The organism is Xylophilus sp. GW821-FHT01B05 (assembly GCA_038961845.1).
In the GTDB taxonomy this organism is placed as follows: domain Bacteria; phylum Pseudomonadota; class Gammaproteobacteria; order Burkholderiales; family Burkholderiaceae_C; genus Xylophilus.
Window position 1 is genome coordinate 1,663,459 of record CP152408.1, and the last position, 22,040, is coordinate 1,685,498.

Below are 22,040 nucleotides of genomic sequence, written 5' to 3' on the forward strand. Positions count from 1 at the left end.
GTGGGCAGCGCCCCACGGGGCGCCGCTACTGGATGGCGGAAAGCCGGGCGTCGGCGGCACGCACGGCCGCGACGAAGGCTTGGATCTTTGCGGGGTCCTTGATGCCCTTGTGGCCATCAAGCTCAACCCCGGAGCTGACGTCAACCGCGAGCGTTCTGGCGCGCGGCCGCAGCGCGGCGATGCCATCGCCCACGTTTGCAGGTGTGAGTCCACCACTCAAGACGAGGTGAGCGTCGACGCTTGGAGGAAGAAGTGACCAATCGAATGTCTTTCCGCCGCCGCCATAGCCCTCGACATGGGCGTCGAGCAGGATGGCCCGGGCGCGGGCGTAATCGGACGCGTATTTTACGAGGTCAAAGCGCGGGGCATTCGCGTTCAGGGGAATGCGGGCGGCGCGCAGGTAGGGGCGCAGGCCGTTTTGCGAGGCGGCCTCGCATTGCTCGGGGCTTTCGTCGCCATGGAACTGCAGCATGGCACCGGCGACCCGGGCCGAGGCCATCACCACCCGCATCGCGTCTTCATTGACAAACAGCAGCACCGGCGTGACCCAGGGCGGCAGGCGCGCGGCCAGCGCGGCGGCGCGTTCGGGCGTCACATGGCGCGGGCTTTTGTCGTAGAGCACAAAGCCAACCGCATCGGCCCCGGCAGCCACGGCTGCGTCCACGTCCTGCTCGCGCGTCAGGCCGCAGATCTTGATGCGTGTGCGCAGGGGGACTTGCGGTGTCGGGGTGTCAGTGCTCATGGCAGCCAATCATAGGGCGCCGTCTGTGTCGGCAGGCCCCAGTGCGGCTCGTAGACCGGGCCCAGGAAGTACAGGCCGTCGGGCGAAAAGGTAGGCGCGGCCGCATCGCGCGAGCGGGCCGCCAGCACCTCGCGCATCCATTCCGGCGGCTGCTGGCCCTGGCCGATCACCAGCAGGCAGCCCATGATGTTGCGGATCATGTGGTGCAGGAAGGCGTTGGCCTCGAACTCGAAGCGCCAGTAGGCGGTAGGGCTGTCTTCTGCCCCACGGCGCGTGATGTCGGCGCGGTGCAGCGTCTTGATGGGCGAGCGCGCCTGGCAGGCGGATGCGCGCAAGGAGGTGAAGTCGTGTTCGCCCAGCAGGTGCAGGGCGGCGGCGCGCATGGCATCGCCGTCGAGCGGGCGATAAGCCCAGCCCACGCGGCCCGCATCCACGCTGGGCCGTACCGGCGATTGCAGTAGCACATAGGCATAGCGCCGGCGGATGGCCGAGCCGCGCGAATGGAAGCTGTCCGGCACCGCCTGCGCCCATTGCACGGCGATGTCGGGCGGCAGGTAGCGGTTGGTGCCGCGCACCCAGGAACTCATGTCGCGGTCCAGCGGCGTGTCGAAATGCACCACCTGCATCAGGCCGTGCACACCCGTGTCGGTGCGGCCGGCGCAGACCGTGGAGACGGGCTGCACCGCGAACTGGCTGAGTGCGTGTTCGAGCCGGTCCTGGATGGTGTTGCCCGACAACTGGCTTTGCCAGCCGTTGTAGCCCTGGCCGCTGTAGCTGACGCCTAGCGCCAGCCGTGGCATCAGCCCATCTCCGCCAGCATGCGCTCGGCGCGGCTGCGCAGGCTGCCGGTGGATTCGGCCAGCACTTCTTCGATCAGGTGGCGTGCGCCATCGGCGTCGCCGATCGCGTTGAACTCTTCGGCCAGCGCAAGCTTGGTGCCCAGTGCGTCTTCGGCGGATGGCGGGGCGCTGTCCTTGGAGGCGGTTTCGGCGGCACTGTCTGTGCTGGGGCCCAGATCAAGGCTGAGCCCGTCCAGGTCGAACTCAAACGCATTGCTGGCCACTGCAGGCGCTGCGGCTGGGGTCTGGAGTGCGGGGGCTGCTGGCGGAGCGGCGATTGCGTCGTCGTCGAGCATGAAGTCGAGCGAAAAGTCGTCGTTCGTGCTCACAGCAGGCGCAGCCGGTGGTGCGGGGGCGGGAATCGGGAAACTGGCGAAATCCAGGTCTAACGAGGGCGGTGTCACTTCTTCGGCTTTGGCGTCAGCGAGCGGCTCTGCGGCCGGTGCGGTTACGGGTGGGGTGTCGGGTAGCGGGGCGGTCACGACGGCGGCAGCCGATGCGGCGGCGGCTGCTGCCACTACCGGCACGACCAGGCGTGCTTCGGAGTCTGCTGCGCGGTACAGCGGATTGGCGGGATCGAGCTCGCGGCCATGCGCCAGGATGCGGCCCCAGTCCTCGCCTTCGCCCTTGGTCACGCGCTGGGCATCGGTGGCCAGGGCATTGAGGGCGGTCACGTCCTTGCGCTTGGCGTAGATGTCGGCGAGCTTGGCATGCAGGGCGGTGCGCTGAGGGTGCAGGCGCAGCGCTTCCTTCAAGATTTCCTCTGCCTGCAGGTCGCGTCCGTAGGCCAGGTAGACGTCGGCTTCGGCCAGCGGGTCCACGTCGCCGCCAGCGTCGAGCTGGCTGGGCGAGTAGGTGGTGGAGATCACCGAGGGCCGTGCATCGTTGGTGTCCACGTGCTGGCCGCCGCTGTTGCCGAAGAAGGAGTCCGGCTGCATGCGGCTTTCCAGGAAGCTGCTGTCCTGCTGTGCGGCACGGCGGCGCTTCAGCACGCGGTAGCCCACCAGGGCCAGCAGCAAGGCCGCCACCAGGCCCAGCAGGCCGAGGGTGCGGGGGTCTTCCAGCAGGCTGTTTTCTTCCGGCGCTGGGGCTGGCGGCGGGGTGACGGCTACCTTGGGGGCTGTGGCGGGCGCCGCTGCTGCGGGCGCGGGAGCGGCTTCCGGGGCTGCGGGCGTTGCCTCGGGGGCGGGTGTCGCGGCCACAGCCGCTGGTGCATTGGCGGGCGCCGGGGCTGGCGTTGCGGCCGGGGGCTCTGCCGGCGCCGCCGCGGTGGCGGCTGCGCCCAGGCGGTTGAGCTCGCTCAGGTTCTTGGACAGCTCTGCTGTGCGGGCAGCGCTGTCGCGTGCCTGGCTGGCCTGCGCCACGCGGTCGGCTTCGGCGGCGGCGCCGACCGAGCCCTTGGAGAGGGTCAGGCGGTCTGGCGTGGTGGCCGCCGGGCGGCGATCCTCGACCTCGGTCTGCACGCTGCCGCTGGCGGCGCGCTGGGGCGTGCCAACGTCGGCGGTTGGTGCGCGGCTGGCCAGGCGACGGCGGAATTCATTGAAGTCGCGGCTCTGTGCCACCACCATGCGGCGCGCCTCGGCGGGCGGCGTGGCGCTGGCCTGGCTGGCGTCGGGCATTTCCAGCACGGCGCCGGCACGCACGCGGTTGATGTTGTTGCCAATGAAGGCATCCGGGTTGGCCTGCAGCAGCGCGACCAGCATCTGGTCGAGCGAGACGCTGGCCGGCTTGTTGGCCGCGGCGATGCGGCCGGCCGTATCGCCTGGGCGCACCGTGACTTCTGCTGCCGGCGCGGCCCCGCGTGGCGCGGCCGACGGGGGCGGGCTTACGGGCCGGGTTGGCGTGCGGGCTGGTGCAGGCGCTGGAGGCGTGGCATTGGCAATGCTGGGGGCTGGCGCTGGCGCCGGTGCCAAGGGGGCAGGCGCGGCAAGAGGTGGCCGTGCCGGTGGTGCCGTTACGGCGACCTGCGGCGCGATCGCGGCCTGCGCGGGCGGGCGGCTGTTGGCCGGGGGGTCCAGCAGCAGGGTGTAGCTGCGCGAGACCTTGCCGCCGTTCCAGCTGGCTTCCAGCAGGATTTCAAGAAAGGGGTCGTTGATGGCGCGGGGGCTGGAGACGCGCACCACGGTGCGGCCATCCGGCCGCTGGCCTACGGTGAACTGCAGGCCGGCCAGCGCGGGGTTGTATTCCACGCCCGAACTGCGGAAGGTGGCAGCAGACGCCGGCTGGATGCTCAGCGATTCGGCTTCGCCGGCAGAGATTTCAGGGACTTCGATCTCGGCGCGCAAGGGCTCGCCCAGCGCCGATTGGATGGTCATGCGCCCCAATGCCAAGGCGCTGGCGTTGCCAGATACGACGCTGCCCAACACCAGCGCAGCGACTGCTGCAAGGCGCTGAGGGCGGGCGGCCCGACGGGGTGCCGGTACGTTCTCTCTTCCGGCTGTCCCGGCACTCATGGCCGTCCGATCTTCAATCGTCATGTCGTTACAAGCCCTCACACTGCTTATGCAGCGAGGCACCATAGCATCAATGATTTTTCGTGACAAGGCGACGGCCCGCCGCCGCGAGGCCCTGTTCACACGGAAGCGCAGCGGGTGCCCACTTTGTGGTTCCGCTGCAACGCAGCATGCGCGCTCAGGCGCCCAGCAGAATGCGCAGCATGCGGCGCAGCGGTTCGGCCGCGCCCCACAGCAGTTGGTCGCCAATCACGAAGGCCGAGATGTATTCCGGTCCCTGGTTGAGCTTGCGCACCCGGCCCACACCGATCTCCAGCCCGCCCGTGACGGCAGCCGGCGTCAGTTCCTTGACGGTGATGGCGCGATCGTTCGGCACCCACTTCACCCAGGGGTTGCCGGACTTGATGATGGCTTCGATCTCGGCCAGCGGCAGGTCGCGCTTGAGCTTGATGGTCAGCGCCAGGCTGTGGCAGCGCATGGCACCGATGCGCACGCACAGGCCATCGACCGGGATCACGGCGGGGGTGTCGAGGATCTTGTTGACCTCGGCCTGGCCCTTCCACTCTTCCTTGGACTGGCCGTTTTCCAGCTGGGCGTCGATCCAGGGGATCAGGCCGCCGGCCAGCGGCGCGCCGAAGTATTCGGTCGGGACGTCCTGGCGGATGGTCTGCGCGACCTTGCGGTCGATGTCGAGGATGGCCGACGACGGCGTGGCGAGTTCTTCTGCCACGGCGCCGTGTACCACGCCCATGCCCTTGAGCAGTTCGCGCATGTGGTTGGCGCCGCCACCCGAGGCCGCCTGGTAGGTCATGGAGCTGACCCACTCGACCAGGCCAGCCTTGAACAGGCCGCCCACGCCCATCAGCAGGATGGAGTTGGTGCAGTTGCCGCCGATGTAGTTCTTGACGCCCTTGGCCAGCGCCGAGCGGATCACGCCGTCATTGACCGGGTCGAGCACGATGACCGCGTCGTCCTTCATGCGCAGGGTAGAGGCGGCGTCGATCCAGTAGCCGCTCCAGCCGGCGGCGCGCAGCTTGGGATAGACCTCGGTGGTGTAGTCGCCGCCCTGGGCCGTGATGATGATGTCGCAGCGCTTCAGGGCGTCGATGTCGTGCGCGTCCTGCAGCACGGTTTCCTTCTTGGCCTGCGCCGGGGCCTTGCCGCCGGCGTTGGAGGTGGAGAAGAAAACCGGCTCGATGACGTCGAAATCGCCTTCGGCCTGCATGCGGTCGATCAGCACCGAGCCGACCATGCCGCGCCAGCCAACCAGTCCTACGAGATTGCCTACCTTGCTCATCACATTGCCCTTTGCATCAAAAACAGAAAGTGGGGGAGAACCTGTTTTCGCCCGGCTCGTGCGGCCGGGGAGGGGGCGCGACGAACCGGGCTGTATCAGCCTTTAATGGTCGTCTTGGTGATTGCTGCGACGACGGCGTCGCCCATCTCGCGGGTGCCGACCTTGGTCGTACCGGCAGAGAAGATGTCCGCAGTGCGCAGCCCCTGGGCAAGCACAGCCTGCACCGCGGACTCGATACGGTCGGCGGCGTCGGCTTGTTGGAGGGAGAAGCGGAGCATCATGGCAGCGGACAGTATTGTAGCCAAAGGATTGGCAATGCCCTTGCCCGCGATGTCCGGCGCGCTGCCGTGGCTGGGCTCGTACAGGCCCTGGTTCTTGCTGTTCAGGCTGGCCGAGGGCAGCATGCCGATGGAGCCGGTGAGCATGGCGGCTTCGTCCGAGAGGATGTCGCCGAACATGTTGCCGGTGACCACCACGTCGAACTTCTTCGGTGCCTTGACCAGCTGCATGGCGGCGTTGTCGACATACATGTGGTCAAGCTCGACGTCCGGGTACTCCTTGCCGACCTCGGTCACCACGTCTTTCCAGAACTGGAAGGTTTCCAGCACGTTGGCCTTGTCCACGCTGGTCACGCGCTTGCTGCGCTTGCGTGCGGCCTGGAAGGCGACGTGGGCGATGCGCTCGATCTCGGGGCGCGAATAGCGCATGGTGTCGAAGGCTTCTTCGGCGCCGGGGAAGTGGCCGTCGGTGGCAATGCGGCGGCCGCGCGGCTGGCCGAAGTAGATGTCGCCGGTCAGCTCACGGATGATGAGGATGTCCAGCCCGGCGATCAGCTCGGGCTTGAGGCTGGAGGCGCCCACCAGTTGCTCGTAGCAGATGGCCGGGCGGAAGTTGGCGAACAGGCCCAGGTGCTTGCGCAGGCCGAGGATGGCCTGCTCGGGGCGCAGCGGGCGGTCCAGCTTGTCGTACTTCCAGTCGCCCACGGCGCCAAACAGGATGGCGTCGGCCGACTTGGCCAGGTTCAGCGTGCTGTCGGGCAGCGGGTGGCCGTGCGCCTCGTAGGCGGCGCCGCCGACCACGGCGGTTTCCAGCTCCAGTGGCAGGTCGAGGACGTTCAGGACCTTGACCGCTTCAGCGACGATTTCGGTGCCGATGCCGTCACCCGGGAGAACTGCGATTTTCATACTCATTGCTGTTTGCTCAGTTTTTTATAGCTATAAGCCTAGTCTGCACCTGGGCTAATGCCACTTTTCGTTAAAAATTCTTAACCCACCATGGTGTGCGCAAGCCAGGGCTTGCTGGCCAGGCGCTCGGCCTCGAAGGCCTTGATCTTGTCCGTGTGCCGCAGCGTCAGGCCGATGTCGTCAAAGCCGTTCAACAGGCAGTAGCGGCGGAAGGCGTTGACCTCGAAGGCGATCTCTTCGCCCTGAGGTTTGACGATGACCTGGCGCTCCAGGTCGATGGTGAGCTGGTAGCCGGGGAAGGCCAGCGCTTCGTCGAACAGTTGGGCCACGGTGGCCTCGGGCAGCACGATGGGCAGCAGGCCGTTCTTGAAGCTGTTGTTGAAGAAGATGTCGGCAAAGCTCGGCGCCAGGATGGTGCGGAAGCCGTACTGGTCCAGCGCCCAGGGCGCGTGCTCGCGGCTGGAGCCGCAGCCGAAGTTCTTGCGCGCCAGCAGGACGGAGGCGCCTTGGTAGCGCGGCTGGTTCAGTACGAAGTCGGGGTTGGGTTTGCGGCTGGCCGGGTCTTGACCGGGCTCGCCGTGGTCCAGGTAGCGCCATTCGTCGAACAGGTTCACGCCAAAGCCGGTCTTCTTGATCGACTTCAGGAACTGCTTGGGGATGATGGCGTCGGTGTCGACGTTCTCGCGGTCCATCGGGGCCACGAGGCCTTGGTGCACGGTGAATTTCTGCATGCTGTGTCTCCGGTTCAGGCGAAGGTGCGGATGTCGACGAAATGGCCGTGCACGGCGGCCGCTGCCGCCATCGCCGGGCTCACCAGGTGGGTGCGCCCGCCCGCGCCTTGCCGGCCTTCGAAGTTGCGGTTGCTGGTGGAGGCGCAGCGCTCGCCGGGTTCCAGCCGGTCGGCGTTCATGGCCAGGCACATCGAGCAGCCGGGCTCGCGCCATTCAAAGCCGGCGGCCTTGAAGATCTCGTGCAGGCCTTCGCGCTCGGCCTGCTCCTTCACCAGGCCGGAGCCGGGCACGACCATGGCCACCTTGATGTTCTTGGCGACTTTCTGGCCCAGTTTCTTGACCACGGCGGCGGCTTCGCGCATGTCCTCGATGCGGCTGTTGGTGCAAGAGCCGATGAAGATCTTGTCGACATAGATGTCGTTCAGCGCCTTGCCTGGCTCCAGGCCCATGTAGGTCAGCGCGCGCTCAATGGCGCCGCGCTTGTTGGCGTCTTTTTCCTTGTCCGGATCGGGCGTGCGCGCGTCTATGCCCAGCACCATTTCGGGCGAGGTGCCCCAGGTGACCTGCGGCACGATCTGGCTGGCGTCGAGCTCGACCACGGTGTCGAACTTGGCGTCGGCATCGGAGTGCAGCGTCTTCCAGTAGGCCGCTGCCTGGTCCCATTCCACGCCGGTGGGCGAGAGCGGGCGGCCACGCACGTAGTCGATGGTTTTTTGGTCCACCGCCACCAGGCCGGCGCGGGCGCCGGCTTCGATCGCCATGTTGCAGACCGTCATGCGGCCTTCCATGCTCAGCGCGCGGATGGCCGCGCCGCCAAATTCGATGGTGTAGCCGGTGCCGCCGGCGGTGCCGATCTTGCCGATGATGGCCAGCACGATGTCCTTGGCGGTCACGCCATTGGCCAGCGTGCCTTCCACCTTCACCAGCAGGTTCTTGGCCTTCTTGGCGAGCAGGGTTTGCGTGGCCATGACGTGCTCGACCTCGCTGGTGCCGATGCCGTGCGCCAGCGCGCCGAAGGCGCCGTGGGTGGAGGTGTGCGAGTCGCCGCAGACCACGGTCATGCCGGGCAGGGTGGCGCCGTTCTCTGGGCCGATCACGTGCACGATGCCCTGGCGCTTGTGCAGGAAGGGGAAGAAGGCCGCCGCGCCGTACTGGGCGATGTTCTTGTCGAGCGTGGTGACCTGCTCTTTGCTGATCGGGTCGGTGATGCCGTCGTAGCCGCGCTCCCAGCCGGTGGTGGGCGTGTTGTGGTCGGCGGTGGCGACGATGGAGCTCACGCGCCAGACCTTGCGGCCGGCCTCGCGCAGGCCTTCGAAGGCCTGCGGGCTGGTGACTTCATGCACCAGGTGCCGGTCGATGTAGAGCACCGCGGTGCCGTCTTCTTCGGTGTGGACGACGTGTTCGTCCCAGATCTTGTCGTAGAGGGTGCGTCCCATGGTGGAGTCTCTTGCTTTCGTGGGGTGGAAATTATGGTGTGCTTGCGCTGGTCAGGTGCTCGACCAGCATGCGTGCGGTGGTGGGTAGCGCGTCGAAATCGCGTGCCACCAGTTGTAGTTCGCGCTGCGCCCAGGCGTCGGTCAGCGGCACGGCGCGGAGCCGGCCCACGCCCTGCATCAGGGTGAAGGCGCGCTCGGGCAGCACGCCTATGCCCAGGCCGTTGTCGATCATGCGGCACATGGCGTCCAGGCCGGTGACGCGGATGCGCAGCTTGAGCGTGCGGCCTGCGGCCGCGGCGGCCTGCTGCATGGCCAGGCTCAGGCTGCTGTGCGCCTGCAGGCTGACGATGTCGTAGTCCAGTGCGTCTTCAAAAGCAATGGCGGAGCGGCCGGCCAGCGCATGGCCCTGCGGCACCACCAGCACCAGTTGGTCGGGGCGGTAGCTGCGGCGCTGCAGCGTCTCGGCGACACCATTGGCGCCGCCGCCAGTGGGTAGGCGGCAGATGCCGATGTCGGCTGCGCCCTGGCGCACGGCGTCGAGCACTTCGCTGCTGAGGTGTTCTTCGAGGTCGATCTTGACCTCGGGGTGCGCACGTGCGAACGAGCCCAGGTCTTCGGGCAAAAACTGCACGATGGCCGAAATGTTGGCGTGGATGCGCACATGGCCGCGCACGCCGCCCGCGTACTCCTGCAGCTCGCCCTGCATCTTCTCCAGCCCGTAGAGCAGGCTGCGCGCGTGGTGCAGCAGGCTGTCGCCGGCGGCGGTCAGGCGCACGCCGCGGCTGTGGCGTTCCAGCAGCGGCGCGCCAACGGTGGCTTCAAGGTCGGACAGGCGCTTGCTGACGGCCGATGCCGCAATGAACTCCTGCTCGGCCGCGCGCCCGATGCTGCCCTGCTCGCACACCGCCACGAAGAGCTGGAGCGAGGTCAGGTCGATGCGGCGCGCAAAGCTGCGGTCGAGGGAGTTCATGGGGTTTATGTGTCGTGGCCATCGTGTCTGGCGACGTGGGCTGTATTTTCCCCCTTAAAAATGCCCTTTGTCGTCGTGGTATGCGATGGCAGCTATGCCGCTCGCCGTCGGCTGCGACAGAAGTTTTTAAGCCTTTTAGGCCTCTAGCCCTTGCTGCACCTGGGCATGTAGCTATCAATTCAGGAGTTGCGAATAAAAAAGCCCGCCGTGGTCACGGCGGGCTTTGGGCTGGGCCTGGGGCGGGCTTTAGCTAAACAAGTTCTTCAGCTTGTCCGTCCAGCTTTCGCCGTTGGGTGAGTGCCGGCCGCCGCCCTTCTTCAGGGACTCGTCCAACTCCTTCAGCAGCTTGCGCTGGTGCTCGGTCAGCTTGACCGGCGTCTCTACCGCGATGTGGCAGTACAGGTCGCCGGGGTAGCTGGCGCGCACGCCCTTGATGCCCTTGCCGCGCAGGCGGAACTGCTTGCCGGCCTGGGTGCCTTCGGGGATGTCGATGGCGGCCTTGCCGCCGATGGTCGGCACCTCGATCTCGCCGCCGAGCGCGGCGGTGATGAAGCTCACCGGCACCTGGCAGTGCAGGTCGTCGCCGTCGCGCTCGAAGATCTCGTGCTTCTTCACGCGGATCTCGATGTACAGATCGCCCGAGGGCCCGCCATTGGTGCCGGGCTCGCCGTTGCCGGTGCTGCGGATGCGCATGCCGTCGTCGATGCCTTCGGGGATGCGTACTTCGAGCGTCTTCTGGCGCTTGATCTTGCCCTGGCCATGGCAGGCGGTGCAGGGCTCGGGAATGATCTTGCCGGTGCCGCGGCATTGTGGGCAGGTCTGCTGCACGCTGAAGAAGCCCTGGCGCACCTGCACCGAGCCGGCACCGTTGCAGGTGGTGCAGGTGATTGGCTTGGTGCCGGGCTTGGCGCCGCTGCCGTGGCAGGTGTCGCAGTTGTCCCAGGTGGGGATGCGGATCTGCGCGTCCTTGCCCTTGGCGGCTTCCTCCAGCGTGATTTCCATCGCGTAGCTGAGGTCGCCGCCACGGTAGACCTGCCGGCCACCGGCCGCGCCGGCCCGGCCGCGCTGCTGCTGGCCAAACATGTCGCCGAAGATGTCGCCAAAGGCCTCGGCGAAGCCGCCAAAGCCTTCCGCGCCAGCGCCGCCCGGGCCGCGCATGTTCGGGTCCACGCCGGCGTGGCCGTACTGGTCGTAGGCGGCCCGCTTTTGCGCGTCGGAGAGCATTTCGTAGGCCTCTTTGGCCTCTTTGAACTTCTCTTCGGCAGCCTTGCTCGCGTCACCCTGGTTGCGGTCCGGGTGATGCTTCATCGCGAGCTTGCGATACGCCTTCTTGATGTCTTCTTCGCTTGCGTTTTTCGCAAGGCCGAGGACCTCGTAGTAATCTCTTTTCGCCATCTTTTCCAAGCCTGCTCACTGGAACGGGAACGCCGCGCCGGCCCTTTTCAGAACCCTGCGCGGCGCATCGAGGGGGCTTGCTCAGCCCTTCTTGACTTCCTTCACCTCGGCATCGACCACGTTGTCGTCATGCGGAGCAGCAGAGGCCTGTGCCTGCGGCTGCTCGCCACCGGCGGCGGCGCCTGCAGCAGCCTGGGCGGCTTGCTCTGCGGCATAGACCTTTTCGCCCAGCTTCTGGCTGGCGGTCATCAGTGCCGTGGTCTTTTCTTCGATTGCGGCCTTGTCTTCACCCTTCAGGGCTTCTTCCAAATCCTTGGCGGCGGCTTCAATCGCTTCCTTGTCGCCAGCGTCGAGCTTGTCGCCGTGCTCGGCCAGGCTCTTCTTCACGCTGTGGACCGAGGCTTCGCCCTGGTTGCGCGCCTGCACCAGTTCGAGCTTCTTCTTGTCGTCGGCGGCGTTGAGCTCGGCGTCCTTCACCATCTGCTGGATTTCTTCTTCCGACAGGCCGGAGTTGGCTTTGATGGTGATCTTGTTTTCCTTGCCCGTGCCCTTGTCCTTGGCGCCCACGTGCAGGATGCCGTTGGCGTCGATGTCGAAGGACACCTCGATCTGCGGCGTGCCGCGCGGTGCCGGCGGGATGCCTTCCAGGTTGAACTCGCCCAGCGCCTTGTTGCCCGAGGCGATCTCGCGCTCGCCCTGGAACACCTTGATGGTCACGGCCGGCTGGTTGTCGTCGGCGGTAGAGAAGGTCTGCGCGAACTTGGTCGGGATCGTGGTGTTCTTGGTGATCATCTTGGTCATCACGCCACCCATGGTCTCGATGCCCAGCGACAGCGGCGTCACGTCCAGCAGCAGCACGTCCTTGCGGTCGCCCGACAGCACCTGGCCCTGGATGGCGGCGCCCACGGCCACGGCTTCATCCGGGTTCACGTCCTTGCGCGGTTCCTTGCCGAAGAATTCCTTGACCTTCTCCTGCACCTTGGGCATGCGGGTCATGCCGCCGACCAGGATTACGTCATGGATGTCGGAGACGGACACGCCAGCATCCTTGATGGCGGTGCGGCAAGGCGCAATGGTGCGCTCGATCAGCTCTTCCACCAGTGCTTCCAGCTTGGCGCGCGTGAGCTTGATGTTCAAGTGCTTCGGGCCGCTGGCGTCTGCCGTGATGTAGGGCAGGTTGATGTCGGTGGCGGCAGACGAAGACAGCTCGATCTTGGCCTTCTCGGCGGCTTCCTTCAGGCGCTGCAGGGCCAGCACGTCCTTGCTCAGGTCGACGCCTTGTTCCTTCTTGAACTCGGAAATGATGTAGTCGATCACGCGCTGGTCGAAGTCTTCACCGCCCAGGAAGGTGTCGCCGTTGGTGGACAGCACTTCGAACTGCTTCTCGCCGTCGACGTCGGCGATCTCGATGATGGACACGTCGAAGGTGCCGCCGCCCAAGTCATACACGGCGATCTTGCGGTCGCCCTTTTCGTTCTTGTCCAGGCCAAAGGCCAGTGCAGCGGCGGTCGGCTCGTTGATGATGCGCTTGACATCCAGGCCGGCGATGCGGCCAGCGTCCTTGGTGGCTTGGCGCTGGGCGTCGTTGAAGTAGGCGGGCACCGTGATCACGGCCTCGGTCACCGCTTCGCCCAGGTAGTCCTCGGCGGTCTTCTTCATCTTGCGCAGGATGTCGGCGCTGACCTGTTGGGCAGAGATCTTCTCGCCGCGCACTTCCACCCAGGCGTCACCGTTGTCGGCGGCAGCGATCTTGTAGGGCATCAGGTCGATGTCCTTCTGCACTTCCTTCTCGGTGAACTTGCGGCCGATCAGGCGCTTGATCGCGTAGAGCGTGTTGCGCGGGTTGGTCACGGCCTGGCGCTTGGCAGAGGCGCCGACGAGGATTTCGCCACCTTCCTGGTAGGCGACGATGGAAGGCGTGGTGCGCGCACCTTCCGCGTTCTCGATGACCTTGGTGGTGTTGCCTTCCATGATGGCGACGCACGAATTCGTGGTGCCCAGGTCGATGCCGATGATCTTGCCCATGAGATTTCTCCTGATCTGAAATGTGAGTTGGCGTTGCCGCCGTGTTTATTTGGCTTAGAGCCGAGTTGTGGATAACTTCGCGCGATTCAAGGGCCGTCCCAGGCCCATCGCGCAGTGCCGCCCTCGCGGCATCCACGAAAAAACCGGTTTCTTACTTGGGTGCGGCCACCGTGACCAGCGCTGGCCGTAGCGTGCGGTCGGCAATGGAGTAGCCTTTTTGCAACACTGCCACCACCGTGTTGGCCTCTTGTTCGGCCGGAACCATGCTGATCGCCTGGTGCTGGTGCGGGTCGAACTTGGTGCCGGCGGCCGGCGCAATCGCCAGCACCTTGTTGCGCTCCAGCGCCGCGGTGAGCTGGCGCAGCGTGGCTTCGGCCCCTTCACGCAGTTGCTCGGGGGTGGCGTCCTTCACCGCCAGGGCGGCGTCCAGGCTGTCGGCCACCGGCAGCAGGCTTTCCGCAAAGTTCTCGATACCAAACTTGCGCGCCTTGGCGATCTCATCCTCTGCGCGGCGGCGGGCGTTTTCGGCCTCGGCCTTGGCGCGCAGGAACTGGTCGGCCAGCTCGGCGCTCTTGGCCTGCAGGGCGGCCAGCTCGGCCTGGGCGGTAGCCAGGGCGTCAGCAGCGTTGGCGTGCAGGGCCGCCTCGATCTCTTCGGGGCTGGCGTTGGCGGGCAGGTCGGAATGGGGTTGGGTGTTCTCGGTCATCAGTTCAACAGACGTTTCAGGTTGACACGCGCGCAACTTGACGGCGGCTATCCACCTTTTCAAGAGCATGGTTTTGCGATTTGTGACATGGGCGGGCTTTTTGCAGATGGCTACGGTTGCCGCGAATGCAAGAAATGTAGCCGCATAAATAGCGCGCTATAATCGCCGGCTTTGCCTTGTCGTACCGCTACTTGACGCAGCGGGCGACTGTTATCCCAAGCCGTCGATCTTTCGGCAACGACGGCCCAGCCACAAGGAGAGTCTATGCGTCATTATGAAATCATCCTGCTGATCCACCCGGATCAAAGCGAGCAGGTTCCCGCCATGCTTGAGCGCTACAAGGGCATGATCACCGCTGGCGGTGGCAAGGTCCATCGCGTGGAAGACTGGGGTCGCCGTCAACTGGCCTACCTCATCAACAAGCTGGCCAAGGCCCACTACCTGTGCATCAACATCGAGGCTGATCAGGCCGTGATGGCTGAACTGGAGCATGCCTTCAAGTTCAACGACGCCGTGCTGCGTCACCTGACCGTGCTGCGCAAGAAGGCCGACACCGGCCCGTCTTCGATGATGAAGACCGTCGAGCGCGAAGAAGCGCGCAAGGCCCAGCAAGCTGAATTCGCCGCTTCCGGCGAACGCGGCGAGCGTCCGGACCGCGGCGAGCGCAACGACCGGGGCGACCGGGACCGTTAAGGCCCGGCGACGGAGTGGAAAACCAGGTCATCCTGGGTGCCAGCATCGCCGAAGTGAACGCCATGCGCTACACACCCGCCGGGCTGCCCGCACTGGATCTGCGACTCGAACACGAGTCAAAGATCACAGAAGCCGGCCAGCCGCGGGATGTGAAAGCAGCCATCAAGGCGGTCGCTTTCGGCTCTACCGCTGAGCGGCTTGCCAAGCAGGCGGTCGGCAGCATCTGGCGCTTCAGCGGCTTTTTGGCCACTCCCCGCAACGGCAGGCATGCCGTCCTGCATATCCAGGAATTCCAGCAAGATTAATTTTCGAGAGGTCCAGCCATGGCCACGTTCAAGAAATTCAACAAAGACAAGCGCCCGAAGCGCAACACCCAGTCGCTGCTGTTCAAGCGCAAGCGCTTCTGCCGCTTCACCGTCGCCGGCGTCGAAGAAATCGACTACAAGGATGTCGACACCCTGCGTGACTTCATCGGCGAAAACGGCAAGATCACCCCGGCGCGCCTGACCGGCACCCGTGCGATCTACCAACGTCAGCTCAACACCGCCATCAAGCGCGCACGCTTCCTGGCCATGGTCCCGTACAGCGACCAGCACAAGTCCAACTAAGGAGCCCCTGTCATGCAAATCATCCTGCTCGACAAGGTCGTGAACCTCGGCACCCTGGGCGAAATCGTCAAGGTGAAGGACGGCTACGCCCGTAACTTCCTGATCCCGCAAGGCCGCGCCCGCCGCGCCACCGCTGCCGCCAAGGCTGAGTTCGAAGCCAAGCGCGCCGAACTCGAAAAGGCTGCTGCCGCCAAGCTGGCGGAAGCCGAAGGCCAAGGCGAGAAGCTCGCCGGCACGACCGTCAAGCTGACCCAGAAGGCCGGCGTTGATGGCCGTCTGTTCGGTTCGGTCACCAATGCTGACGTCGCTGAAGAACTGGCCAAGAACGGCTACAAGCTTGCCAAGTCGCAAGTGCGCCTGCCTAACGGTCCGATCAAGACCGTTGGCGACAGCACCGTCAGCGTGCAACTGCACACCGACGTAACGGTTGAAATCACCGTGACCGTCTACGGCGAGACCGCGTAAGCGCTGTCCACCGCCTTTGCAAAAGCCGCCTTCGGGCGGCTTTTGTTTTGGGTCCACAGCTTGTCCCGTGCAATCAACCGCCGGTGCACGCTTTGTGCCCAGCTTTATCCACAGCCGCTTGCGCGTTTGCGCCGTAGGATGCGATGCCCCCAAAGAAATCCATGCCCGCCGTCTCCAGCTTCAGCTCTCGCGACTCCTCCACCGACCACGAGGTGGCGCAGCTGCGCGTGCCGCCGCACTCCATCGAGGCGGAATCCAGCGTGCTGGGCGGCTTGCTGCTGGACAACGGCGCCTGGGACCGCGTGGGCGACCTGCTTAAAGAAGACAACTTCTATCGCTTTGAGCACCAGCTGATCTTCACGGCCATCAGCGTGCTGATCAACGGCTCTAAACCGGCCGACGTGATCACGGTTTTTGAGCACCTGCAGAGCCAGGGCAAGGCCGAGGAAGTGGGCGGGCTGGTGTACCTGAACCAGCTGGCCCAGTACGTGCCCAGCGCCAGCAACATCCGCCGCTACGCGGAAATCGTGCGCGAGCGCGGCATCCTGCGCAAGCTGGTGACGGCCAGCGACGAGATCGCCACCAACGCTTTCAACCCGCAGGGCCGGCCGGTCGCCAAGATCCTGGACGAGGCCGAGCAGAAGATCTTCAACATCGGCGAAGAAGGCTCGCGGATGAAGCAGGGCTTCCAGAGCATGGACACCCTGGTGGTGGAGCTGCTCGACCGTGTGCAGGAGATGGCGGACAACCCGAACGACATCACCGGCGTGCCGACCGGCTTCATCGACCTGGACCGCATGACCTCGGGCCTGCAGGCCGGCGACATGGTGGTGCTGGCGGCGCGGCCGTCCATGGGCAAGACCGCGTTTGCGGTGAACATCGCCGAGCACGTGGCGCTCAACGAGGGCCTGCCGGTGGCGGTGTTCTCGATGGAAATGGGCGCCTCGCAGCTGGCGGTGCGTATCGTGGGCTCTATCGGCCGCATCGACCAGGGCCATCTGCGTACCGGCAAGCTCAGCGACGACGAATGGCCGCGCCTGACCGAGGCCATCGAGCGGCTGCGCACCGTGTCGCTGCACATCGATGAGACGCCGGGCCTTACGCCCAGCGAGCTGCGCGCCAACGCCCGGCGCCTGGCGCGCCAGTGCGGCAAGCTCGGCCTGATCGTGGTCGACTATTTGCAGCTGATGAGCGGCTCCAGCTCCAGCGGCAGCGACAACCGCGCCACCGAGCTGGGCGAAATCTCGCGGGGCCTGAAGATGCTGGCCAAGGAGCTGCAGTGCCCGGTGATCGCGCTGTCGCAGCTCAACCGCTCGGTCGAGCAGCGCACCGACAAGCGCCCGATGATGTCTGACCTGCGTGAATCCGGCGCCATCGAGCAGGACGCGGACATCATCATGTTCATCTACCGCGACGACTACTACAACAAGGACAGCAAGGAGCCGGGCGTGGCCGAGGTCATCATCGGCAAGCAGCGTAACGGCCCGACCGGCACCGTCAAGCTGGCCTTCCTGAAGCCGCTGACCCGGTTTGAGAGCCTGGCCTCTGGCGGTGGCGGGGATTTCTGAAAATTTAAAGAAAAAAGGCCGGAAGCCAAGGATTGGCGCCGGCCTTTAGCTATCTATTTGATAGTGCTACGGCGTGTGCATCAGCGCTGCGCCGCCCAGACCACCAGCATCGTGACGCTGGCCAGCAGCACGATGCAGACGGCGCTCAGCAGGCGCACGCGCTTTCGCAGCGCGTCGACCGCCTTCACGATGAGTGCGTTTTGCTCCGCAAGCGAGGCAATCAGCTCGGCCGAGTCACGCTGCTCTTTTTCCAGTGCCGCTACTTGCGCCTGCAGTGCATGCGCCAATTGGGCGATGGCCGCCGGGTCGTTGCTGTCGGGTGGCACCGTCGCCACGCCGCCCGCGGCGGGCCTGGCGGCCTCGCGCGTGGAGGTGAAGAGCTTCTTCGCGCCCTTCACGATCTTGGGCGTGGCCTCGATCACATCGCCCCAGGGGACGAGTTTCAGCGCGGTCATCCATCCGATTCCCATGGCGTGTTCTCCGGTGTGCCTTACAGCACCTCGCTGGCGAAGTCGGCCAGCCGCGAGCGCTCACCGCGCGCCAGCGTGATGTGCCCGCCGTGCGGCCAGCCCTTGAACTTGTCCACCGCAAAGGTCAGGCCCGAGGAGCCTTCCGTGAGGTAGGGCGTGTCGATCTGCGCCAGGTTGCCCATGCAGATGATCTTGGTGCCGGGGCCGGCACGGGTGATCAGCGTCTTCATCTGCTTGGGCGTGAGGTTTTGCGCCTCGTCGATGATCACGTACTTGTTCAGGAAGGTGCGGCCGCGCATGAAGTTCAGGCTCTTGATCTTGATGCGCGAGCGGATCAGCTCGTTGGTGGCGGCGCGGCCCCATTCGCCGGCGTTGCCGCCGTCGCCCTTGGCGAGGAATTCGAGGTTGTCGTCCAGCGCGCCCATCCAGGGGCCCATCTTTTCTTCTTCCGTGCCGGGCAGGAAGCCGATGTCCTCGCCCACGCTCACGGTGGCGCGGGTCATGATGATCTCGGTGTAGCGGCGGTCGTCCAGCACCTGCGTGAGGCCGGCGGCCAGGGCCATCAGCGTCTTGCCGGTGCCGGCCGTGCCGGTAAGGGTGACGAAGTCAACCTCCGGGTCCATCAGCAGGTTCATCGCGAAGTTCTGCTCGCGGTTGCGGGTGTTCACGCCCCAGATCGCGTTCTTGGCCGAGCCGTAGTCTTTCAGCGTCTGCAGCACCGCCGTCTTGTCGCGGATCTCGGTAACGCGGGCGTACAGGCTTTGCTCGCCCGGTGCCTCAAAGTAGGCGAACTGGTTGACCATCAGGCTGGGCACCACGGGGCCGGCGATGCGGTAGTAGGTACTGCCGCCGCTTTGCCAGCTCTCGACGCTCTTGCCGTTCTTGATCCAGAAGTCGGGCGGCAGCGCCAGCGCGCCGGAGTACAGCAGGTCGCCGTCTTCCAGCACCTTGTCGTTCTGGTAGTCCTCGGCGTCCAGGCCGAGCGCGCGTGCCTTGACGCGCATGTTGATGTCCTTGGACACCAGCACCACCTCGCGCGGCGCGAACTTGTCGCGCAGCGCCTCGACCACGCCCAGGATCTGGTTGTCTGCCTTGCCCTGGGGCAGGCTGGTGGGCAGTGCGTAGTTGAGCGGCTCGGTCTGGAAGAACAGGCTGCCGCCGACTTCGCGGTGGCCGGTGGCGTCGAGCTTCAGGCCCTTGGCGATGTCGGCGCCCTGGGCGCCAGCCAGTGCATCGAGCGTGCGGCTGGCCTGGCGGCCGTTGCGCGCCACTTCGGTCATGCCGCGCTTGTGGCCGTCCAGCTCTTCCAGCACGATCATCGGCAGGAAGATGTCGTGTTCCTCGAAGCGGAACAGGCACATCGGATCGTGCAGCAACACATTGGTGTCGAGCACAAAGAGCTTGCTCGGCGCGCCAGCGGTGCGCGTCTTGCGCGCGCGGCCGCTGGACGTGGCCTGTGGCGGCGCAGCGGGGGCTGGTGCTGGCGTCGCAACTGGCGCCACCGCGACAACGGCGGGGGCAGGGGCCGGTCGCGTGCGGCCACGGGCTGAGGGGCGTGGCGCCGCCTCGGTCTGCGCTGGTGCCGAGGCTTGCGCTGATGGCGCATGCGGGCGTTTGCCGCTGGGGTGTGCCGTCAGCAGGGACGCCGTGGGCGGCGTGGCGGCCGCAGGTGCGTCGGCTGGCGCGCTATTGGCAGCGGGTACGGCATGCAATTCCACCGGGGTGTCGTTGCGTGGCGCAGCGGGGCGTCGTCCGACCGCGCGGCTGGAGGCTGCGGGGTCCGGCGTGTCATAGGCTTCAACAGGAAGAATGGCAGCGCGTTTCGTGGGAGCGGGAGGCAGGGGCATGGGCGTTCAGCTCGCGAAAAGGACAAGGGAGGGCGGGACGAAAAACAAAAAAGCCGCCTGGAAACCCAGACGGCTTTTGGTGGTGAGCGCGGTAGTAATGGCCTGCGTCATGAATTCATTATGCATGAGCGCCATGTCCCGGCTGGCCGGGAATGCGCCGCGTTGCAAATTCAGAAATTCCGTAGCGCAGGCCCGCAGATCAAGCAGCCTTGCGGTTGATTTCCTTGACCGCGGCGAGCACTTCATCCACGTGGCCAAGCACCTTCAGGCCACGCCATTCGGCGGCCAGCAGGCCATCGGCACCGATCAGGAAGGTGCTGCGCTCGATGCCCTTGACCTTCTTGCCGTACATGATCTTGTTCTTGACCACGCCGAACATGTGACACATTTTTTCTTCGGTGTCGGCGATGAGTTCGAAGGGCAGCTCGAGCTTGGCCTTGAATTCATCGTGCGAGCGCATGTTGTCGCGCGAGACGCCAAACACGGTGGCGCCGGCCTTCACGAAGTCCTTGTAGCGGTCACGGAATTGCATCGCTTCCGTGGTGCAACCCGGTGTATTGTCCTTGGGGTAGAAGTACAGTACGACCGTGTGGCCCAGGTGGGAAGTGTTGGATACTTTGATTCCGTTCGTGGCGTTCGCTTCGAATTCGGGAATGGGCTTGTTGACAACGATCGCCATATGAGTTCTATTTCCTGTGCCAGGATGTGGTCGTTGAAAGCCGGGGGACGAGCGCCAGGTTTTCACCTGGCCCTTCCTTCTGGCCCCCAACCGCAGTCTGCGATTTTACCATCTACCGCTTTGGCCGCAGTTTTGCGGCCATATGGGCCTGTAGGCGTCAGGGGTTGATGGTGGTTTCCAGCAGCAGCGCGGCAACCACATGGCGGCCTTCGCCGGCCAGGATGTTGTAGGTGCGGCAGGCCGCTGCGGTGTCCATGGCCTCCAGGCCGACCTGACGCGCAATCAGGGGCTGCAGCCAGGCTGGCGGCGCAAAGCGGTTGCGCTGGCCGCTGCCAAAAATAACCAGTTCTGCATCCAGCGTTGCCAGTAGCGCAAAGTGCTCGGCCGTGAGGTCTTCGAAGCGGCTGCAGTTCCAGGCCAGCCGCTCCCCGCGCGAGCTGATCACCACGCTGGCTTCGATCCGCTCGCCGTCCACCGCGATCCAGCCCGGGCCATAGCCGCTGATGGCTGGCACGTCGAATTTATCGGGCTGCAGTTTCATGGGATGTGGGGGCGAGAGGGAGGGGCGCGGGGCCGGGAAGGCGGGTGGGACTTGTGGTTCAATTATAGGTTTCCCCGCTCTTGCACACCCCCGGAGGGACTTTGAAGGCCATCCAGAAATCCGCCAAGCTTGCCAACGTTCTCTATGACATCCGCGGTCCCATCATGGACCGCGCGAAACAGATGGAGGAAGAAGGCCAGAAGATCATCAAGCTCAACATCGGCAACCTTGCGGTGTTCGGTTTTGATGCGCCCGAGGAAGTCCAGCAGGACATGATTCGCAACCTGCCGAATTCGGCGGGTTACTCGGACAGCAAGGGCATTTTTGCGGCGCGCAAGGCGGTGATGCACTACACCCAGGAGCAGGGCATCAAGGGCGTGACGCTGGATGACATCTACCTGGGCAATGGCGCCTCGGAGTTGATCGCGATGTCGACCAACGCGCTGCTCAACGATGGCGACGAGCTGCTGCTGCCGGCGCCCGATTACCCGCTGTGGACCGCGGCGACAAGCCTGTCGGGCGGGGCGCCGGTGCACTACCGCTGCGACGAAGCCAACGGCTGGATGCCTGACCTGGACGACATCCGCGCCAAGATCACGCCGCGCACCAAGGGCATCGTGGTGATCAACCCGAACAACCCGACCGGCGCGCTGTACTCCGATGCCTTGCTGAAGAGCATCGTCGAGATCGCGCGCCAGCACGGCCTGGTGATTTTTGCGGACGAGGTCTACGACAAGGTGCTGTTCGACGACGTCAAGCACACGGCGATTGCCAGCTTGTCGGAAGACGTGCTGACGCTGACCTTCAATTCGCTGTCCAAGAGCTATCGCTCTTGTGGTTACCGCGCCGGCTGGCTGGTGCTGTCGGGCGACAAGCGTGCTGCGCAGGATTACATCGAGGGCTTGAACATGCTCTCGAACATGCGCTTGTGCGCCAACGTGCCGGGGCAGTGGGCGATCCAGACTGCGCTGGGCGGCTACCAGAGCATCAACGACCTGGTGGGCCCGGGCGGGCGCCTGCGCCGCCAGCGCGACCTGGCCTATGAGCTGATCACCGCCATCCCCGGCGTGACATGCGTCAAGCCGCAGGCCGCGCTCTATATGTTCCCGCGGCTTGATCCGGCGGTGTATCCCATCGCTGACGACCGGCAGTTCTTCCTGGAACTGCTGCAAGAGACGCGGGTGATGCTGGTGCAGGGCACGGGCTTCAACTGGCCGACGACGGATCACTTCCGCATCGTCTTCCTGCCGCACGAGGATGATCTGCGCGAGGCCATTGGCCGTATTGCGCGCTTCCTTGAGAGCTATCGCAAGCGAGCCTCCAAGGCGAGCTCTAGTGCAGACTGACTTGTACCCAAGTCATGTCGTAACTAAAACGTAGCGCCTAGTCCA

At 65.4% G+C, this 22,040-nt stretch carries 21 protein-coding genes; 6 read left to right on the plus strand and 15 right to left on the minus strand.

Annotation, left to right across the window (positions count from 1 at the left end; genetic code table 11):
• Window positions 1-25 precede the first annotated feature (25 nt).
• The 11 genes from AAFF27_07835 to grpE form a co-directional block, all read right to left on the minus strand.
• Window positions 26-742 carry a phosphoribosylanthranilate isomerase gene (locus AAFF27_07835; GenBank protein ID XAH25090.1) on the minus strand — a complete coding sequence of 239 codons (717 nt, stop codon included), beginning with the start codon at window positions 740-742 and terminating at the stop codon, window positions 26-28.
• Entirely contained in the window at window positions 739-1,542 is an 804-nt protein-coding gene (truA, locus tag AAFF27_07840; protein XAH25091.1) for a tRNA pseudouridine(38-40) synthase TruA, read from the minus strand. Before truA ends, AAFF27_07835 begins: the two co-directional genes overlap by 4 nt.
• Window positions 1,542-3,896, minus strand: coding sequence for a FimV/HubP family polar landmark protein (locus AAFF27_07845; GenBank protein ID XAH25092.1), 2,355 nt, complete (start codon window positions 3,894-3,896; stop codon window positions 1,542-1,544). Before AAFF27_07845 ends, truA begins: the two co-directional genes overlap by 1 nt.
• A 316-nt stretch (window positions 3,897-4,212) precedes the next feature.
• Window positions 4,213-5,331 (minus strand): aspartate-semialdehyde dehydrogenase, encoded by a 1,119-nt coding sequence (gene asd, locus AAFF27_07850; protein ID XAH25093.1) that lies wholly within the window; start codon window positions 5,329-5,331, stop codon window positions 4,213-4,215.
• Between the two features lie 95 nt (window positions 5,332-5,426).
• A complete protein-coding gene (gene leuB / locus AAFF27_07855; protein ID XAH26186.1) occupies window positions 5,427-6,515 on the minus strand; it encodes a 3-isopropylmalate dehydrogenase in 1,089 nt (362 codons plus the stop codon).
• Between the two features lie 80 nt (window positions 6,516-6,595).
• Complete coding sequence (gene leuD / locus AAFF27_07860; GenBank protein ID XAH25094.1) at window positions 6,596-7,246, minus strand: 3-isopropylmalate dehydratase small subunit; 651 nt, start codon at window positions 7,244-7,246, stop codon at window positions 6,596-6,598.
• A 14-nt stretch (window positions 7,247-7,260) separates the two neighbouring features.
• The gene (gene leuC, locus AAFF27_07865; GenBank protein XAH25095.1) at window positions 7,261-8,682 is read right to left on the minus strand and encodes a 3-isopropylmalate dehydratase large subunit; all 1,422 of its coding nucleotides are present in this window, start codon (window positions 8,680-8,682) and stop codon (window positions 7,261-7,263) included.
• Between the two features lie 31 nt (window positions 8,683-8,713).
• The gene (locus tag AAFF27_07870; GenBank protein XAH25096.1) at window positions 8,714-9,652 is read right to left on the minus strand and encodes a LysR family transcriptional regulator; all 939 of its coding nucleotides are present in this window, start codon (window positions 9,650-9,652) and stop codon (window positions 8,714-8,716) included.
• Window positions 9,653-9,898: 246 nt separating this feature from the next.
• Window positions 9,899-11,047, minus strand: coding sequence for a molecular chaperone DnaJ (gene dnaJ, locus AAFF27_07875; protein ID XAH25097.1), 1,149 nt, complete (start codon window positions 11,045-11,047; stop codon window positions 9,899-9,901).
• Between the two features lie 81 nt (window positions 11,048-11,128).
• Complete coding sequence (gene dnaK, locus AAFF27_07880) at window positions 11,129-13,072, minus strand: molecular chaperone DnaK (protein XAH25098.1); 1,944 nt, start codon at window positions 13,070-13,072, stop codon at window positions 11,129-11,131.
• Window positions 13,073-13,223: 151 nt separating this feature from the next.
• Window positions 13,224-13,778: a nucleotide exchange factor GrpE gene (gene grpE, locus AAFF27_07885; protein ID XAH25099.1), complete on the minus strand. Its 555-nt coding sequence runs from the start codon at window positions 13,776-13,778 to the stop codon at window positions 13,224-13,226.
• A gap of 264 nt (window positions 13,779-14,042) precedes the next feature.
• Here grpE and rpsF point away from each other — a divergent pair, with 264 nt between their 5' ends.
• From rpsF to dnaB, 5 genes are all read left to right on the plus strand, one after another.
• Complete coding sequence (gene rpsF / locus AAFF27_07890) at window positions 14,043-14,471, plus strand: 30S ribosomal protein S6 (GenBank protein ID XAH25100.1); 429 nt, start codon at window positions 14,043-14,045, stop codon at window positions 14,469-14,471.
• Between the two features lie 14 nt (window positions 14,472-14,485).
• Complete coding sequence (gene priB, locus AAFF27_07895; GenBank protein XAH25101.1) at window positions 14,486-14,776, plus strand: primosomal replication protein N; 291 nt, start codon at window positions 14,486-14,488, stop codon at window positions 14,774-14,776.
• A gap of 18 nt (window positions 14,777-14,794) precedes the next feature.
• Window positions 14,795-15,079, plus strand: a complete 285-nt coding sequence (gene rpsR / locus AAFF27_07900; GenBank protein XAH25102.1) for a 30S ribosomal protein S18 — start codon at window positions 14,795-14,797, stop codon at window positions 15,077-15,079.
• A 12-nt stretch (window positions 15,080-15,091) separates the two neighbouring features.
• Window positions 15,092-15,544 carry a 50S ribosomal protein L9 gene (rplI, locus tag AAFF27_07905; GenBank protein ID XAH25103.1) on the plus strand — a complete coding sequence of 151 codons (453 nt, stop codon included), beginning with the start codon at window positions 15,092-15,094 and terminating at the stop codon, window positions 15,542-15,544.
• A gap of 161 nt (window positions 15,545-15,705) precedes the next feature.
• Window positions 15,706-17,112, plus strand: a complete 1,407-nt coding sequence (dnaB, locus tag AAFF27_07910) for a replicative DNA helicase (GenBank protein XAH25104.1) — start codon at window positions 15,706-15,708, stop codon at window positions 17,110-17,112.
• An 80-nt stretch (window positions 17,113-17,192) separates the two neighbouring features.
• On the opposite strand, the gene AAFF27_07915 is transcribed toward dnaB, so the two are convergent.
• From AAFF27_07915 to AAFF27_07930, 4 genes are all read right to left on the minus strand, one after another.
• Complete coding sequence (locus tag AAFF27_07915) at window positions 17,193-17,582, minus strand: hypothetical protein (protein ID XAH25105.1); 390 nt, start codon at window positions 17,580-17,582, stop codon at window positions 17,193-17,195.
• Between the two features lie 20 nt (window positions 17,583-17,602).
• The gene (locus tag AAFF27_07920; GenBank protein ID XAH25106.1) at window positions 17,603-19,429 is read right to left on the minus strand and encodes a PhoH family protein; all 1,827 of its coding nucleotides are present in this window, start codon (window positions 19,427-19,429) and stop codon (window positions 17,603-17,605) included.
• Window positions 19,430-19,628: 199 nt separating this feature from the next.
• The gene (locus AAFF27_07925; protein XAH25107.1) at window positions 19,629-20,108 is read right to left on the minus strand and encodes a peroxiredoxin; all 480 of its coding nucleotides are present in this window, start codon (window positions 20,106-20,108) and stop codon (window positions 19,629-19,631) included.
• 157 nt (window positions 20,109-20,265) lie between these two features.
• Window positions 20,266-20,649 (minus strand): Mth938-like domain-containing protein, encoded by a 384-nt coding sequence (locus tag AAFF27_07930; protein XAH25108.1) that lies wholly within the window; start codon window positions 20,647-20,649, stop codon window positions 20,266-20,268.
• A gap of 101 nt (window positions 20,650-20,750) precedes the next feature.
• On the opposite strand from AAFF27_07930, the gene AAFF27_07935 reads away from it, so the two are divergent.
• Window positions 20,751-21,995, plus strand: a complete 1,245-nt coding sequence (locus AAFF27_07935; GenBank protein XAH25109.1) for a pyridoxal phosphate-dependent aminotransferase — start codon at window positions 20,751-20,753, stop codon at window positions 21,993-21,995.
• Window positions 21,996-22,040 lie beyond the last annotated feature (45 nt).